The sequence below is a fragment of the Dyella sp. NPDC103356 genome (genome assembly GCF_055584465.1).
In genome coordinates this window covers 128,069-143,719 of sequence record NZ_JBVJLZ010000004.1, presented here as the reverse complement: position 1 = coordinate 143,719, position 15,651 = coordinate 128,069, and the positions used below count along the sequence as shown (strand labels likewise).

Sequence of the window (15,651 nt, the reverse complement as noted above, 5' to 3'; positions counted from 1 at the left end):
CAACTAAACGCCGCTCGCGATCGCAGGAACTACAGCATGTGCTCGGCGAAGTTCGACCATGTTCAGCATGCGGAACAGTAATTCAGCCTCGTTGTCAGCTACACGACAGCGTAACCTCCGATCATCTCGCCGCGGGTTGACTCTGCCGCAACGCAGCACGACAATTCGCGCCACCGGACGCCACGTGCGACCGGTTTTCTGTCTGATCAAACCAAGGCATATGGACGTTTACCCTAGTCGCAACGTCGACATCCGCGAGCATCGGGTGCCGGCATTGCATAACAAGCTGATTGTCTGCGGCGACCGCCTGCGGTCGGCTGGCGCTTTCCTGGACTAGGGAAGACCGGCCCACTCCTGACGGTTGCCACAGGCGCCGTTACAAGGAGATGGGCTATGAAGCTCCTTCGCGAAATTCTTTTGCGCCTGCATGTGGCCGGCCGGCGTTTGCTGGGCGTTCGACGTGCACGTTCCCAAGCGGTCTTGAAGGTAACGGTGCCCCAACCGTTGAGTGAGGTCGCGACAGTGTCCATCGCGCAGATCAGCCACGCTCATTCGAAGCCGCCGTCCTACGCGGTCTCCACCGACGACCGTCGGCAAGCTGCGTAGACGCCACGCGCCGACCGCGCTGCTCGATGCTGCCTCCCGCCCGACCAAAGGAAACAAACGACCTTGGACCCAGACCCTAGCAGCGATCTTATTCCGATTCACCGACCGCACTGACGTTGTTTCCGAGCCATGCCCGGATGCGGCGACCGTTAGCGGTTTGACCGCGGACGGGTGCGCTCACGGCTCTTGAGCCTCATGCCTCCCCTCTGCTCGCCTTCCCTGTAGCCGCCAGCTGCAGCGGGTGCGTTTGTGCCCGATCCCATCAGGGGAATAACCATGTTGTTTCGCTCAGAAAAAAAACTACCGCACATCTATTTCACTGTGGCCTTGTCGTTGTCGGTCGCGGCGTGCTCGCACGACACATCCGATCAGCAGGATCTCGCGCCTGCAGTCATGGCCGAACACGGGCAATGGCGCGTGCCTGAAAAGTCTCCGCTGCGCACGCGGCTGAAAGTGCAGAGCGTGGCGCTGCGCGACGTCAGCCAGCCGCTGATGACGCCGGCCATGGTGGAAGCCGATCCGGCGCATACGGTCAACGTGCTTGCTCCGCTGACCGGGCGGGTTGCCGAACTGAAGGTTGCGCTGGGCGATCGTGTATCGCGCGGACAAGTGCTCGCGGTCCTTGTCTCGGGCGACTACGCACAGGCGACCTCCGATAGCACCAAGGCGACCGATGCGCTCGCCCTGACCAGGAAAGCATTGGAACGCGCCGAGGCGGTGAAAGAAGCCGGTGGTGCCGCTGAAAAAGACCTGGAAACGGCGCGCAGCACGTTCGTGCAAGCGCAAGCGGAATACACGCGCGCGCAGACGCGACTGGCGTCTCTTGGCGGTGTTTCTACTGGTAAGGGCGATATGCGTCGCATGCAAGTGCTGTCGCCCGCCGATGGCAGTATCACGACGTTGTCGACGGCGGTCGGCTCGTTCGCCAACGATCCGAACGCCGTATTGATGACCGTGACCGACCTGGATCATGTCTGGGTTACCGCGAACGTGGCCGAAAACGAAGCCCGGCTGATCGTGCCGAATCTGCACGCGGGCGTGACGCTGCCGGCATGGCCGGGCCGTGATTTCCACGGCACCGTACAGTCGGTGAGTGCTGTGCTCGATGCCGATTCGCGCCGCGTCAAGGCGCGCATTGTCGTGCCGAACGCGGACGGTGCGCTGAAGCCGAACATGTTCGCCACCGCCACTTTTCAGGTGCCGCAGCCGCAGGCCTTGCTGGTGCCGCAGTCGGCCCTGCTGATGAACAACGACAGCGTCACCGTGCTGGTCGAAGTCTCGCCATGGGTATTCGTGCGCCGCGTGGTGGAGCTTGGCCAGGATATCGGCAGCGAGGCGCGTATCACCAAGGGACTGCAGCCGGGCGACCGTATCGTGGTCGCCGGTGGAGTGCTGATCAATGATTGAGAAGCTCATCAAATGGTGCTTGCACAATCGCACGTTGATGTTCGGTGTGGCGATCCTGGTCGTGATCTACGGCCATTACGCCTGGACGCAGCTGGCGATCGAGGCCTATCCGGAACTCAGCGACGTGACCGCGCAGGTCACCACCCAGGTGCCCGGCCTGGCGGCCGAAGAAATCGAACAGCAGATCACCACGCCGCTGGAACGCGCGCTCGCCGGCACGCCCGGTCTGGTCTCGATGCGTTCGAGCAGCACATTCGGCTTGTCGTTGATCACCCTGGTTTTTCGCGATGGCGCGGAAGACTACTGGTCGCGCCAACGCGTCATGGAACGGTTGTCCAATGTCACCTTGCCTGCCGGCGTCACGCCATCGCTCGATCCGGTGTCGGGCCCTGCCGGCGAGATCTATCGCTACACGCTCGAATCGGACAGCCAGAACCTGATGCAGCTATCCGAACTGCAGCACTGGAAAGTGATCCCCGCCTTGCAGCAAGTGCCTGGCGTGGCGAACGTCGATAACTTCGGTGGCTTCACCAAGGAATTCCAGCTCGAAGTCGATCCGCAGAAGCTCTTGCAGTATGGCGTGGGCATGAACGATGTCATCACCGCCCTCAGCACCAACAACACCAATGCCGGCGGTGGTCGGGTGACGCGTGGCGAGCAATCCTATGTGATCCGCGGCGAAGGCTTGATGCGTTCGCTCAAGGATATGGGCGACATCGTCGTGACGCAGCACGATGGCAATCCGATCCGGGTAAGCGACCTGGGCAAGCTGCAGTATGGTCACCAGATTCGCGAAGGCATTCTGGGCAAGGACAACAACCCGGACACCATCGAAGGCATCGTCGACCTGCTCAAGTACGAAAATCCGTCCCTGGTGCTCAAGGACATTCACGCCAAGGTCGACGAGCTGAACAAACAGCTGGCGCCTTTGGGAGTGCGCATCGTGCCGTTCATCGATCGCGATGACCTGGTGCAGGCGACGGTAAGCAAGGTGTCGCATACCGTCATCGAAGGCGTGGTGCTGGTTTGCATCGTGCTGATTCTCTTTCTCGGCAGCCCGCGCAGCGCGATGGTCGCGGCGGTGACCATCCCGTTCGCGCTGGTTACCGTTTTTATTGTCATGCATTTCACCAAGATGCCGGCGAATCTCTTTTCGCTGGGAGCGATCGACTTCGGTGTCATCGTCGACGGCGCCATCGTGGTCACCGAGGCGATCCTGCGCAAGCGCGAAGCGCGGCCGCAATCGATGTTGCACGAGTCGGACATCATGGCGGCGACCAAGCCGGTGGCGCGGTCGATTTTCTTTGCCACGCTGATCATCGTGACGGCCTACGCGCCGCTGCTCGCGTTCGAACACGCCGAAGGCAAGCTGTTCTCGCCGATGGCCCATACGGTCGGTTACGCCTTGCTCGGTGCGTTGCTGTGTTCGCTGACCCTGGTACCTGCACTGGCTTTTCTGGCGCTGCGCAAGCCGCGCAAGATGTTCCACAACAAGCCGTTGGAGCGTCTACAATCGGGCTATCTCAAGTCGCTGGAACAATTGCTGCGACGGCCGCGCATTTCTTACAGCATCGCAGGCGCTGCGCTTATCGCGGTTGTTGTGCTTGGCGTGAGTATCGGACGTGAATTCCTGCCGGACCTGGACGAGGGTTCGTTGTGGGTGCAAGTGCAGCTCCCCAGTGGCCTGTCGTTGGAAAAAGCCAGCGAGATGGCGAGCGAGTACCGGAAAGTCGTGGGTGAGTTTCCCGAAGTGAGTTACGTGGTCACCCAGCTCGGCCGCAACGATACCGGCAGCGATCCCTGGACACCTTCGCATATCGAATCGGGTGTGGGGCTCAAACCTTACGACGCCTGGCCGTCGGGTGAAAACAAGGCTGACTTCGTACGCCGCCTCAACCAGCGCCTGCAGCAGATTCCCGGCATCAGCGTCGGTATCAGCCAGCCGATCATCGATGGCGAGAACGACATGGTCGGTGGCGCGCACAGCCCGCTGGTGCTGCGTATCTATGGCGACGACTTCAAGGAACTCCGCCGGATCGGCAACGAGATCGTCGATGTGCTGCACGATACACGCGGCACGGCCGATGCATCGATCTTTCAGGAAGCGCCTATCCCACAGCTGACGGTAACGGTGAATCGCGAAGCCGCTGCGCGGTATGGCATCAACGTGGCCGACATCAATACGCTGATCGAAACCGGCGTGGGCGGCGCACCCATTACGCAGGCCTATGTCGAAGACCGGGTCTACAACGTCACCGCGCGCGTACCGCATCAGGTGGCGGCCGATCCCGATGCATTGGGCCAGCTGGTGGTTACGGCGCCTTCCGGCGCGCGCGTACCGCTGGCCATGCTCACCCGAATCTCGTTGCAGACGGGCGAAAGCACGATCGCGCACGAGCAGGGACATCGCCAGTTGACCATTCGTATCGACAATCGTGGGCGCGCATTATCCGACTATCTGGCCGACGCGCAGGACAAGATCGGCAAGACGGTCAAATTCGATGCGCAAAAATACCGGCTCGAATGGGCGGGCCAGTTCGAGAACCAGCAGCGCGCACAAGCGCGACTGGTGCTGGTGATGGGCCTTGTACTCGCAGTGATGACAGTGCTGCTGTTTGCCGAGTTCGGCAACCTGCGGCAGGCGTTGCTGGTGCTGGCGGTGGTGCCGCTGGCGACACTGGGCGGTCTGATCTCGCTGCATGTGAAGGGCGAAACGCTCAACATCGCAACGGCGGTGGGGTTCATCGCGCTGTTCGGTGTAGCGGTGCAGAACGGTATCATCATGGTGGCGAACTTCAACCGCATGCGCCGCGACGGGCACGGCGTACGCGATGCCGTGTTGCTGGGCGCCAAGGAGCGCTTTCGCCCCGTCTTGATGACGGCGACCGTTGCCAGCGTGGGTATGCTGCCGGCGGCATTGGCCACCGGTATCGGCACCGATGTGCAGCGTGGCCTGGCGACGGTGGTCGTCGGTGGCCTCATCATCGCCACGCTGCTGACACTCTTCATTCTTCCAGCGTTCTATGACGTGCTCGAACGCACGGTCGAGCGTCGCCGACGCCATCCGAACCCGCCGAGGGAGATCTGATCATGCGTTCCTTGCAGACAACAATCATGTGGCTGCTGTCGATCGGCGCAAGCAGCATGCTCGCCGGCTGTGCAGTGGGGCCTGACTATCATCGGCCTGAGGCGCCCAAGTCGACGGACTATGCTCCTGCCGGTTCCGACAGCAGTGGCGACACACAACGCCTGGTCAAGTCGATGGACATACCCGGCCAGTGGTGGACCTTGTTCCGTTCCGCACCCCTGGATGCGCTTATCGACGATGCATTGAAACACAACCCCGACGTCGAAGCGGCGCACGCCGCGCTGCAAGTGGCATGGGAAAACGCTTATGCAGAGCGCGGCGCCTATTTCCCCACCGTCTCGGCCGGCGTCAATCCAACACGCCAGAAGAACGCCAGCGAAGTGGCCAGTGCCCTTTCATCGAACGCCAACCTCTACACCCTCACCACGGCGCAGGTGAGTGTGTCCTATGCACCCGATCTGTGGGGCGGAACGCGGCGACAAGTCGAGTCGGCGGTCGCACAAGCCAACGCACAGCGCTTTGAACTGGAGGCGACCTATCTCACGCTCACATCGAATCTGGTCAACGCAGCGATCGAGGAAGCCTCGCTGCATGCGCAGATCGATGCGACGCAACAGATGATCGATGCGCAAACCAAGGTACTGGATACGTTGCGGCGTCAACAGGTGCTGGGTGACGTGGCTGAAGCGTCGGTCGCGGCACAAGTTGCGGTATTGGAACAAACGCGACAGACGCTACCGCCGCTTCGAAAGCAACTGGATCAACAGCGTGACCTGATCGCCGCGTTGAGCGGGCGCATGCCCGATCAGCCGATCGAAGCGCAGTTCGACCTCGAAAGCCTGCACCTGCCGGCAGAACTACCGCTTAGCCTGCCGGCGCAGCTCGTCGAGCAGCGACCGGATGTACGCGCCAGCGAAGAGCAACTGCATGCCGCCAGTGCGGCGATCGGTGTGGCGTTGGCCAATCGGCTGCCCAATGTACAGATCAGCGCCAGCCTGGGCAGCGCTTCGGAACAGACCAGTTCACTGTTCACGACAGGCACCGGATTCTGGAGCATCGGGGCCAACCTGACGCAGCCGTTGTTTGACGGCGGCTCCCTGAAGCACAAGCAGCGCGCGGCCGAGGCGAGTTACCGTCAGGCGGCGGCACAGTACCGAAGCACGGTGATTTCCGCCGCGCAGAACGTCGCCGATGTGCTCCACGCGATCCAGGCGGATGGCGAAGCACTGGTTGCCGCGGAGCGTGCGGAGCGCGCGGCCATGCGGAGCTTGCAGATAGCCGGCAAGCAACAGGCGCTGGGCGACATCAGCGAGAGCAGCTTGCTTGTCGCCGAGCTGACCTGGCGGCAGGCGAGCCTGGCACTCATCCAGGCCAAGGCTGCGCGTTTCGCCGACACGGCAGCGTTGTTCCAGGCGCTGGGCGGCGGGTGGTGGAATCGCAAGGACGCCTAGCTTTGGGTGATCGGGATAGGGCTCGCTTCGTCGCATGCGCCCCCTCACCCCAACCCTCTCCCCCGGCAAAGCCAGGGGAGAGGGGGCTGATTGAGGCAAGGCTTCAACATTGCGCGCTTTTGCTCCCTCTCCCCTGGCTTTGCCGGGGGAGAGGGCTGGGGTGAGGGGGGCTCTTCAAGCCACCCCACAGCCACAAGCCATCGCGAAAACTTTCGCCGTAGCTCCGTGAAGATGTCCAACGGCCATGTGTTATATCTCCGCGACCATCGGGGGAGAGCGAAAGTGGCGATAGAGTGTGGCCGAGGCCCATGCGTGATTCACGCGGGTCGATAGAGCAGAGTGGTTCTCGTATGACTGGCTCCCGGTTCGCCCCCAGGTTGTTGCCGTACCGCCTGCGCCTGGCCATGGTCATGGCTTCGTCGCTGCTGGCCGGATGCGCCGTGGGGCCCGACTTCAAGCGGCCTGCCGCGCCGGAGGTCGATCGATACACGGCCCACCCCATCACCGAAACCGTCGCCAGTGCGAACGTGGCGGGCGGCGAGGCGCAGCGCTTCGCCAGCGGAGCGCAGATTCCCGGGGACTGGTGGACGCTGTTTCACTCTCAGCCGCTCAACGAGCTGATCGAGCAATCGCTTGCCAACAATCACGACCTCAAAGCGGCACAGGCGGCGTTGTCGGCAGCGAGAGAAAATGTGCTGGCGCAGCGGGGTACCTACTACCCGAGCGTGACGGCGAGTTTCTCGGCCACCCGTCAGAAGCAAGCCGGAACCATTGCGCCAACGCCTAGTTCGAATGCCTTTCAGTACAACCTGTTCACGCCGCAGGTCAGTGTTTCCTACGTACCGGATATCTTCGGCCTGAATCGCCGAACGGTGGAGTCGGCGCAGGCGCAGGAGCAAGCGGTCCGGTTCCAGACGATAGCGGCGCAGATCACCTTGAGCACGAACGTCGTGGCCGCAGCCGTGCAGCTCGCCGCCTTGCAGTCGCAGGTGGATGCGACGCGCGAGCTCATCGACCTCAATGCGCACATGCTGAAGATCCTGCGCGATCAGGTCGACAAGGGTTATGCGAGCGGGTTGGATCTGGCCGCACAGGAATTGCAGCTTGAGCAAACCCGTGCGACGCTGCCGCCCTTGCTCAAGCAGTTGGAGCAGCAGCGCGACTTGCTGGCCGTACTGGTCGGCCGCTTTCCGAGCCAGTCGGCGGATCTGTCCTTTGATCTTTCGAGCCTGAAGTTACCGCAGGAGCTTCCACTGAGCCTGCCTTCGGAGATTGTTGCGCAGCGCCCGGATGTGTTGCAGGCCGAAGCCAATATGCATGCGGCCAGCGCGCAGATCGGTATCGCCATCGCCAATCGCCTGCCCAATATCGTGCTGAGCGCCAACGCCGGCAACACGGCCCTGGCCATGGACCAATTGTTCAACTCGGGCACAGGCTTCTGGGGCGTGGGTGCGGATATCACCGCGCCGATTTTCCAGGGTGGCACGCTATTGCATCAGGAACGCGCCGCCAAGGCGAACTATGTGGCCGCTGCCGAGCAGTATCGCAGCACCGTGATGACCGCGTTCCAGAATGTCGCCGACACCCTGGTGGCGCTCGACCAGGATGCCGCCGGTCTGAAAGCCGCCGCCGCCGCCGCGGATGCCGCCAAACGAACGCTGGATCTATCGCAGCGGCAATGGCAGGCCGGCTATGCGAACTATCTCTCGTTGTTGAGTGCGGAACAGTCCTATCAGCAAGCGCGGATCAATCTGGTGCAAGCCCAGGCCAGCCGCTATGCCGACACCGCTGCGCTATTTCAAGCGCTTGGTGGCGGATGGTGGAATCGCGCGGATCTAGCCCAGGATAAAAATGGAAAATAAATCGCCTTACGGAGCGCCCTCGTTGAAACGTGGAAGACAACGCCTGCCGATTCCGGCCGCTGCCTTCGCGCTGCTTGTACTGGCGGTTGCCGGCTGCACCGGCAAAAGCGATGACAGCGCATCGACTGCTTCGGCCACGGCGAGCAACGTGACACTGACACCGGATCAGCGCAAGAACGTCGGCCTGCATACCGTTGTGCGTTCGCGGTTCCAGCGAACGGTGGAAGTCACCGGCTCCGTGGATTTCGACAACGATCACGCCACGGCCGTGCTGGCACCGATCTCCGGCCCGGTATCGCGGCTATTGGTCGACATTGGCGACCATGTCAAGAAAGGCGATCCATTGGCGATCGTGGATTCGCCGGATTTCGCCACCGCCATCAGCACGTATCGCAAGGCGTTGACCACCGCGCACACCGCGCGTCGGCTCGCCAATCTGGAAAAGGATCTGGTCGAGCACCAGGGCGTGGCCAAGCGCGAAGAGGACCAGGCCGAAACCGACGCCGCCAACGCCGACGCCGATCTCGAGGCCGCCCTGCAGGCACTGATCTCGTTGCACGTCGATCCGCAGACGATCAAGGCGATCGAGCAGGGCCGGCCGATTTCGCACATCGATGGCGTCATCCGCTCGCCGATCGCTGGCACCGTCGTGGACAGGCAGATCGCGCCAGGGCAGCTTCTGCAGGCCGGCACCACGCCCGCTTTTACCGTGGCCGATCTGTCGCGTGTATGGGTGATGGCACAGGTTTCCGCCGCCGACCTTCCGTCGGTGGCCGTTGGCGATATGGCCGATGTCATGCCGGCCGCAGACTCAAAAGGCATCGCCGGCAAGGTGACCAATATCTCGTCGCTGGTGAATCCCGATACGCGTCTGGTGCCGGTACGTGTCGTTGTCGACAACCCGCAAAGCCTGCTGAAAAAGCAGATGTACGTCAGCGTGCAGATTCATTCGCAACAGGAGGCGGAAGGTTTGTTGATCCCGGTGTCGGCCATTCTGCGCGACGAAGAGAACCTGCCGTTCGTGTATGTCGTCCAGCGCGATGGCAGCTTTGCGCGACGGTCGGTCAGCGTGGGTTATCGTGTCGGTGACCAGTTCGACATTCCTTCCGGCTTGCAGCCTGGGGAGCAGGTCGTGGTCGATGGTGGCATCTTCGTCCAGTTCATGCAGAACCAATGAGCGATCAGCAGCCATCCAACCTGCCGCCGTCGCGAACGGCGTCTGTCATGAACCGGATCGTCGCCGCGTCGCTGGCGCAACGATTTGTGGTCATCCTCATGATGCTGTTGTTGACGGGCGCCGGTGTGCGCTCGCTCCAGCGATTGCCGGTCGATGCCTATCCCGATCTGTCGCCACCCATCGTGGAAATCATCACGCAATGGCCGGGACATGCTGCCGAAGAAGTCGAGCGGTTGATCACAGTGCCGGTCGAGCGCGGGATGAACGGGGTGCCGAAAACCACCACCACGCGTTCCATCTCGCTCTACGGTTTGTCCGACGTCATTCTCACCTTCCAGAACGGCACGGATAACAACTTCGCTCGCCAGGAAGTCTTCAACCGCCTGGGCGACCTGAGTTTGCCGAGCGGGGTAACGCCTTCGGTATCGCCGTTGTCCGCGCCTTCGGGCCTGATCTATCGCTACGTACTGCAAAGCACCGATCGTTCGCCGATGGACCTCAAGACGCTCGAGGACTGGACGGTCGAACCGCAGTACCGATCCGTTCCGGGCGTCGCCGACGACTCCGGGTTTGGCGGCGGCACCATGCAGTATCAGGTGTTGCTCGACCAGACCAAGATCGCGGCGGTGGGACTGTCCGCGGTTCAGGTCGAGGCCGCGTTGACGGCCAACAATGCCAATGCCGGTGGCGGCTTTTACTCGCAAGGTGGACAGTTCTACTACGTGCGCGGCGCCGGTCGCATGGAAACGCTCGAAGACATCGGCAACGTGGTGGTGGCAGTGCACGACGGCGTGCCGGTGCTGGTGAAAGACGTTGGCCGCGTAACGATCGGCATCGCGCCTCGCCTCGGCGAGTTCGGCTACGAGAAGCAGGATGACGCGGTCGAAGGCGTGATCCTGTTGCGAACCGGCGAGAAAACCCAGGATGTCTTGAAGCGCGTCGAGGCAAAAACCCGCGAGCTCAACGACCAGATCCTGCCCAAGGACGTCAAGGTTGTACCGTTCTACGACCGCACCGATCTGATCACGCTGACTACCAGGATCGTCGAAGACAATCTGCTGCGCGGCATGTTGCTGGTCGTGGTGATTCTTATCTTTTTTCTCTACGATTTTCGCGCGGGCCTGATCGTCGCCACTACGATTCCGCTGGCGCTGCTGTTCGCCTTTATCTGTCTGGATCTGCAGGGCGCTTCGGCCAACCTGCTATCCATTGGCGCGGTGGATTTCGGCATTCTTGTCGATGCCGCGGTCGTCATGGTGGAGAACATCTTCCGCCAGATCGCCGAGCGCAAAGGCACGCCGATCAACGTCAGGGAGATCATCCGCGATGCCGCCGCGGAAGTGGACCGACCGTTGTTCTATGCCGTTGCGGTTATCGTGGTCAGCTTCCTGCCGATCTATGTGTTGTCCGGGCCTTCCGGCACGTTGTTCAAGCCGATGGCCGACACGATGATTTTCGCGTTGGTCGGTTCGCTGGTGGTTACGTTGACCTTGCTGCCCGTGCTTTGCGCCGTATTCATGCGCAAGGGCGTCCGCGAACGGCGTAATCGCGTGTTCGAGGCGATCAAGTCGATCTACATCAAGGGCCTGGATTTCTGTCTGGCGCGCCCCTGGGGTACCGCGGCTGCCTCGGGCATCGTGCTGGTCGTCTCGTTGCTGCTCATCCCGCGCATTGGCGCCGAGTTCATGCCGCAACTGGACGAGGGTGCGTTGTGGGTGCGCGCAACGATGCCTTACACCATCTCGTTCGAAGAGGCATCGAAGGTGACGCCAAAAGTGCGCGACATATTGCGCTCCTTTCCCGAAGTCACCACCGTCGCGTCGGAACTTGGCCGTCCGGATGACGGCACGGATGCGACCGGCTTTTTCAATGTCGAGTTCTATGTGGGCCTCAAGCCTTATTCGCAATGGACGGGCTCGTACCGCAACAAGGCCGCCTTGATCGAGGCCATCAACCATAAGCTGGAGGCTTTCCCTGGGATCATTTTCAACTACACCCAGCCGGCGGAAGATGCGGTGGACGAAGCGGAAACCGGTCTGAAAAGCGCACTGGCCGTCAAGGTTTTTGGTTCCAACCTCGATACGCTCGAGCAGAAAGGCAAGGCCATCAAACAGCTGCTGGAACACGTGCGCGGCATTCGCGACGTCACGCTGGTACGTGAGCTCGGGCAGCCCAGTCTTACCATCGACATTAATCGCGCCCAGATCGCTCGTTATGGCCTGAACGTCTCCGACATCAATGGCCTGATCCAGACGGCGATTGGCGGCGACGTGGCCACGCAAGTCGTGCAGGGCGAGAAGGAATTCGATCTTGTTGTGCGACTCGATGAGCCGTACCGCAACAACCCCGAAGAAATCCGGAACCTGCTGGTGACCACGCCAGCCGGGCAACAGATACCGCTCAAGGAATTTGCCAATATCCAGGTGACCAACGGCGCGTCATTTATCTATCGCCAGGACAACTCGCGTTACATCGGCGTGCAGTTCTCCGTTGAGGGTCGCGATCTTGCCGGTGCGGTGGAGGACGCCATCCAACAGGTGAACGCCAAGGTGAAGTTGCCGCAGAGCTACCGTCTGGACTGGGGTGGCGAATACACGGAATACACCGCATCGCGGGCGCAGCTGAATATCATTCTGCCACTGACACTCGGCTTGATCTTTTTGTTGCTGTTCACGCTCTACAGCAACTTCAAGTTTCCCTTCATTACCGTGCTTGGCGTGCTGCTGTCCGCGCCGGTGGGTGGCATCGTGGCACTGTGGATCACCGGTACGCCGTTCTCGGTGTCGTCCGGTGTCGGCTTCCTGGCCTTGTTTGGTGTCTCGGTACAGACCGCGGTCGTCTATATTTCCTACGTCAACGAACTTCGCCGCGGCGGCACCCCGCTCACTGAGGCCATTCGCGAAGGCGCCATCTTGCGGTTGCGGCCGATCATGATGACGGCACTCGTCGCGGCACTGGGCTTGCTGCCTGCGGCCCTGGCCACAGGCGTGGGTACGGATACCCAACGACCGTTCGCCCTGGTCATCGTCAGCGGCTTGTTCACGCGCCTCCTGATCAGCGTCTTTCTTATGCCGGTGCTTTACACGCTTGTTGCACGTCCTGATGATCGGTTGGAGGTATGAGTCGGTTGCCGCGATCGGATGCCTGGCTGTCCTGGGAGGTTGCGGTCGCGACTGAAGCCGCGACCGCGCCACCACAACCGAGGTCGACAGACGAGCTCTAGCCGATCCGCATGGACAGCTCCACATCCTCGCCGAACGGTATGGACATATAGCCATTGGCCGGCGAGCGCACGTATGCCAGATAGTCAGGACTGTAATCGGCATTGTCGGCGACGATGAAGGCACCCGGCCTGAGGCGGCTCTCGACCAGGTGCAGAATCTCGGGATAGAGCGCCTTGGCGCCATCGAGCAGCAGCAGGTCGATCGTGTCGGGCAGATCGACGCGCAAGGTTTGCAGTGCATCGCCCTCCCGAATCTCCACCAGATCGACAAGACCGCCAGCCGTCAGATGTTCCCGGGCGCGCGCCACTTTGGACGACTCGAACTCGCTGGTGATCAAGCGGCCACCGCCGTTATCCCGTAAAGCCGCGGCAAGGTGCAACGTCGAGATGCCGAACGAAGTACCGAACTCGACGATCGTTCGCGCACCGCCGCTGCGCGCCAGCATATAGAGCAGCACGCCAGTCTCTCGCGAAACAGCGAGAGGGAGGTCCTTGAGCTGACCGTAAAAGTCGATGTAGTCGGTCTTGCTCCGCATCAGCCGGTGATGCTCTTCGGCAGAGAGGGCAGCCAGTGCAGGGATCGTTGCTGGTGATGCGGCATCGGCCTCTTTGAACAAGCGATCCAGCAATGGGGCCAACGGGGTGGTAGCGAGGGTGGTCATGCAAATCTCCGGTTTGAAGTGCGTCTGTGAGCGCGTCGGCATAGAATGCGACGAATTCGTCAGGTTCACTATTCGCATTGTCACGCTGCCATGACCGATCGCCGAAACCCCCCGATTTCCCCGCGAAAACAGCCAAAACAGGCTCGCTCGACCGGGCTTATCGCCATCATTCTGGAAGCGGCTGCTCAGGTTTTGGCGAAGGAAGGCGCGCAGCGCTTCACCACGGCGCGGGTGGCGGAGAAGGCCGGAGTGAGCGTCGGGTCGCTGTATCAGTATTTCCCGAACAAGGCGGCGATTCTCTTTCGATTGCAGAGCGACGAGTGGCGCCAGACGACTGGCTTGCTGCGCGACATCCTCGAGGACGTTCAGCGACCACCGTTGGATCGGCTGCGCATCCTCGTCCACGCCTTCATTCGTTCGGAATGCGAAGAGGCCGAAATGCGGGTGGCGCTCAATGACGCCGCGCCGCTCTATCGTGACGCGCCCGAGGCGCAGGCGGCCAAAGCCTCCGGACAGCAAACCATCCAGGTCTTCATGCAAGAGGTATTGCCCGAAGCGTCAGAAGCTATTCGCACGCTGGCGGGCGAGTTGATGACGACAACGCTCAGTACGGTAGGAAAGGATTTTTCGGAAAGCCCTCGAGCCCAGATCGAGATCGAGACTTATGCCGACGCCATGGCGGATATGTTTTGCGCGTACCTCGACCAGCTCAGGCGTAGCCCACCCAGCCCCGAAACGTAAAACCGGCATAGAACAGGCTGACATTCGAGAAACCTGCTTCGCGCAGAATCGCTTCGTCCTGCTCCGGCGTGAGCAAGGTCAGCTGGGTGTCGATCGCCGCGCGTGCAGCCGCTGCCTTGTCGGGATCGATACCGGAGGACACCACGAAGGCGGCGTATCGTGATAGCCAAAGCGCTCGCTCGCCTTCCCCTTGCGGAATACTCAGGTGTGCGACCACGAAGGGCGCGCCAGGCTTCAGGCGGCGGTGCACTTCGGCCACGGTTCGTCGTCGCTCTTCGAGCGTCAAGAAGTGCAAGGTCAGCAGACAGGTCGCCGCGTCGAACGGCCCGGTCGGAGCGTCATCGATATAGCCCTGATGCAACGTAGCTCGTGAGGCGAGCGGCCCCAGGACTTGCTCGGCGAGCTTCAGCATCTCGGGAGCCGGGTCGACACCGTCGAAGGTCCAACCTGGTTGGGCCTGCGCGAAGGCTTTCAACTCCAGCCCGCCGCCAGCGCCCAGTACCAGTACCCGGCCGTCTTCCGGCACGTGCTCGGCAAGCAGCAGCGTCGTCATGCGTTGCATGCCTTCGTAGCCTGGCACGATGCGTGGCGGGCCTTCGGTGTAGCGGGCTACGGCTTGCGAATCGGAGAAGGGATCCATTCGGCTTGCTCAAGTCGGGGATCGAATAACTTTATCCGGAAACCGAGATGAGCAGCGAGTTGAACATCAAGTCGAAGCGCAGAAAATTTTGACGATGCTTGCGGCCGGAGGTGACTCTTCACGCTCATACTTCGAGCGTGAAGAGTCTATCCACCAACGTGTGGGGTCGCTCAAGTGCCCGCAGGCACGCATTCCCAGGTAGCGTGACCATTGATTACGCCGACGAACTTTGCCACTTGCCCTGGTGGACATACCGGCGCGTTGGCAAGGCCATGCTGCTGCTCACCTGCATTGCCGATGTCGCCGGCATTCGCAGTGAGCGTCCCAGCGATCAGAACCAGTCCAGCGAAGACCATTTTCATAACGGTGTTCTCCCTTCTTGGCGGGCACAGTTTGATAGAGCAAAGCGGCCAGAGACGTGCCCGTAACTCCGGCATGCACAATGCCGATTGTCACCGTATAGTCCCTTCCAAATCGGCCCGCAACCGAATAACGCCGATGGGCTCTGGCGTTCAGATAATAATGCGACGCACGTATTCTTTTTGAGCACCCTTTCCACAAAGGATGCCTCGAATAACCTCGGTTTTTTCCTATCGTCATCCAGGCGTAGGCCGGGACCCAGTGACTTCGGTTGTTGGTTTTCGCGAGTAAAATTCATCGCTTTTACGAAAACCCAATAATGTCGCCACTGGGTTCCGGCCTACGCCGGAATGACGAGTAGGAGACCATTCGAAATACCTTGAAGGCAAGGTGTCGATCCCATGAACACCAGGGCCAGCGTTGTCGGCAGCAAA

The 15,651-nt window shown here is 61.3% G+C and carries 11 protein-coding genes; 8 read left to right on the top strand and 3 right to left on the bottom strand.

All coding sequences use genetic code 11. The annotated features are described in order from the left end of the window. The first annotated feature begins 393 nt into the window (after nucleotides 1-393). From ACZ6WW_RS10595 to ACZ6WW_RS10565, 7 genes are all read left to right on the top strand, one after another. Nucleotides 394-606, top strand: a complete 213-nt coding sequence (locus tag ACZ6WW_RS10595; RefSeq protein WP_465274166.1) for a hypothetical protein — start codon at nucleotides 394-396, stop codon at nucleotides 604-606. A gap of 276 nt (nucleotides 607-882) precedes the next feature. Then, entirely contained in the window at nucleotides 883-2,013 is a 1,131-nt protein-coding gene (locus tag ACZ6WW_RS10590; RefSeq protein WP_465274165.1) for an efflux RND transporter periplasmic adaptor subunit, read from the top strand. Continuing rightward, nucleotides 2,006-5,101: an efflux RND transporter permease subunit gene (locus tag ACZ6WW_RS10585; RefSeq protein WP_465274164.1), complete on the top strand. Its 3,096-nt coding sequence runs from the start codon at nucleotides 2,006-2,008 to the stop codon at nucleotides 5,099-5,101. The genes ACZ6WW_RS10590 and ACZ6WW_RS10585 overlap by 8 nt, the downstream gene beginning before the upstream one ends. Nucleotides 5,102-5,103: 2 nt before the next feature. Continuing rightward, complete coding sequence (locus ACZ6WW_RS10580; RefSeq protein ID WP_465274163.1) at nucleotides 5,104-6,552, top strand: efflux transporter outer membrane subunit; 1,449 nt, start codon at nucleotides 5,104-5,106, stop codon at nucleotides 6,550-6,552. A gap of 350 nt (nucleotides 6,553-6,902) precedes the next feature. Beyond that, nucleotides 6,903-8,414, top strand: coding sequence for an efflux transporter outer membrane subunit (locus tag ACZ6WW_RS10575; RefSeq protein WP_465274162.1), 1,512 nt, complete (start codon nucleotides 6,903-6,905; stop codon nucleotides 8,412-8,414). A 22-nt stretch (nucleotides 8,415-8,436) separates the two neighbouring features. Continuing rightward, nucleotides 8,437-9,591, top strand: coding sequence for an efflux RND transporter periplasmic adaptor subunit (locus ACZ6WW_RS10570; RefSeq protein WP_465274161.1), 1,155 nt, complete (start codon nucleotides 8,437-8,439; stop codon nucleotides 9,589-9,591). Between the two features lie 47 nt (nucleotides 9,592-9,638). After that, nucleotides 9,639-12,713, top strand: coding sequence for an efflux RND transporter permease subunit (locus ACZ6WW_RS10565; protein ID WP_465274160.1), 3,075 nt, complete (start codon nucleotides 9,639-9,641; stop codon nucleotides 12,711-12,713). Between the two features lie 97 nt (nucleotides 12,714-12,810). Here the strand turns inward: ACZ6WW_RS10565 and ACZ6WW_RS10560 are convergent, their stop codons facing one another. Then, nucleotides 12,811-13,476 carry an O-methyltransferase gene (locus ACZ6WW_RS10560; RefSeq protein WP_465274159.1) on the bottom strand — a complete coding sequence of 222 codons (666 nt, stop codon included), beginning with the start codon at nucleotides 13,474-13,476 and terminating at the stop codon, nucleotides 12,811-12,813. A 90-nt stretch (nucleotides 13,477-13,566) separates the two neighbouring features. Between ACZ6WW_RS10560 and ACZ6WW_RS10555 the strand changes: the two genes are divergently transcribed. Beyond that, nucleotides 13,567-14,217, top strand: a complete 651-nt coding sequence (locus ACZ6WW_RS10555) for a TetR/AcrR family transcriptional regulator (RefSeq protein ID WP_465274158.1) — start codon at nucleotides 13,567-13,569, stop codon at nucleotides 14,215-14,217. On the opposite strand, the gene ACZ6WW_RS10550 is transcribed toward ACZ6WW_RS10555, so the two are convergent. Both ACZ6WW_RS10550 and ACZ6WW_RS10545 read right to left on the bottom strand, forming a co-directional pair. Beyond that, on the bottom strand, nucleotides 14,186-14,857 hold the full coding sequence (locus ACZ6WW_RS10550; protein WP_465274157.1) for a class I SAM-dependent methyltransferase: 672 nt from the start codon (nucleotides 14,855-14,857) through the stop codon (nucleotides 14,186-14,188). The genes ACZ6WW_RS10555 and ACZ6WW_RS10550 overlap by 32 nt on opposite strands. Nucleotides 14,858-15,027: 170 nt before the next feature. Next, nucleotides 15,028-15,219: a hypothetical protein gene (locus ACZ6WW_RS10545; protein WP_281851253.1), complete on the bottom strand. Its 192-nt coding sequence runs from the start codon at nucleotides 15,217-15,219 to the stop codon at nucleotides 15,028-15,030. Between the last annotated feature and the right edge of the window lie 432 nt (nucleotides 15,220-15,651).

Coding starts and splice junctions, on each gene's coding strand:
- ACZ6WW_RS10595 (WP_465274166.1), top strand. CDS start 394: ATGAAGCTCCTTCGCGAAATTCTTTTGCGCCTGCATGTGGCCGGCCGG.
- ACZ6WW_RS10590 (WP_465274165.1), top strand. CDS start 883: ATGTTGTTTCGCTCAGAAAAAAAACTACCGCACATCTATTTCACTGTG.
- ACZ6WW_RS10585 (WP_465274164.1), top strand. CDS start 2,006: ATGATTGAGAAGCTCATCAAATGGTGCTTGCACAATCGCACGTTGATG.
- ACZ6WW_RS10580 (WP_465274163.1), top strand. CDS start 5,104: ATGCGTTCCTTGCAGACAACAATCATGTGGCTGCTGTCGATCGGCGCA.
- ACZ6WW_RS10575 (WP_465274162.1), top strand. CDS start 6,903: ATGACTGGCTCCCGGTTCGCCCCCAGGTTGTTGCCGTACCGCCTGCGC.
- ACZ6WW_RS10565 (WP_465274160.1), top strand. CDS start 9,639: ATGAACCGGATCGTCGCCGCGTCGCTGGCGCAACGATTTGTGGTCATC.
- ACZ6WW_RS10560 (WP_465274159.1), bottom strand. CDS start 13,476: ATGACCACCCTCGCTACCACCCCGTTGGCCCCATTGCTGGATCGCTTG.
- ACZ6WW_RS10555 (WP_465274158.1), top strand. CDS start 13,567: ATGACCGATCGCCGAAACCCCCCGATTTCCCCGCGAAAACAGCCAAAA.
- ACZ6WW_RS10550 (WP_465274157.1), bottom strand. CDS start 14,857: ATGGATCCCTTCTCCGATTCGCAAGCCGTAGCCCGCTACACCGAAGGC.
- ACZ6WW_RS10545 (WP_281851253.1), bottom strand. CDS start 15,219: ATGAAAATGGTCTTCGCTGGACTGGTTCTGATCGCTGGGACGCTCACT.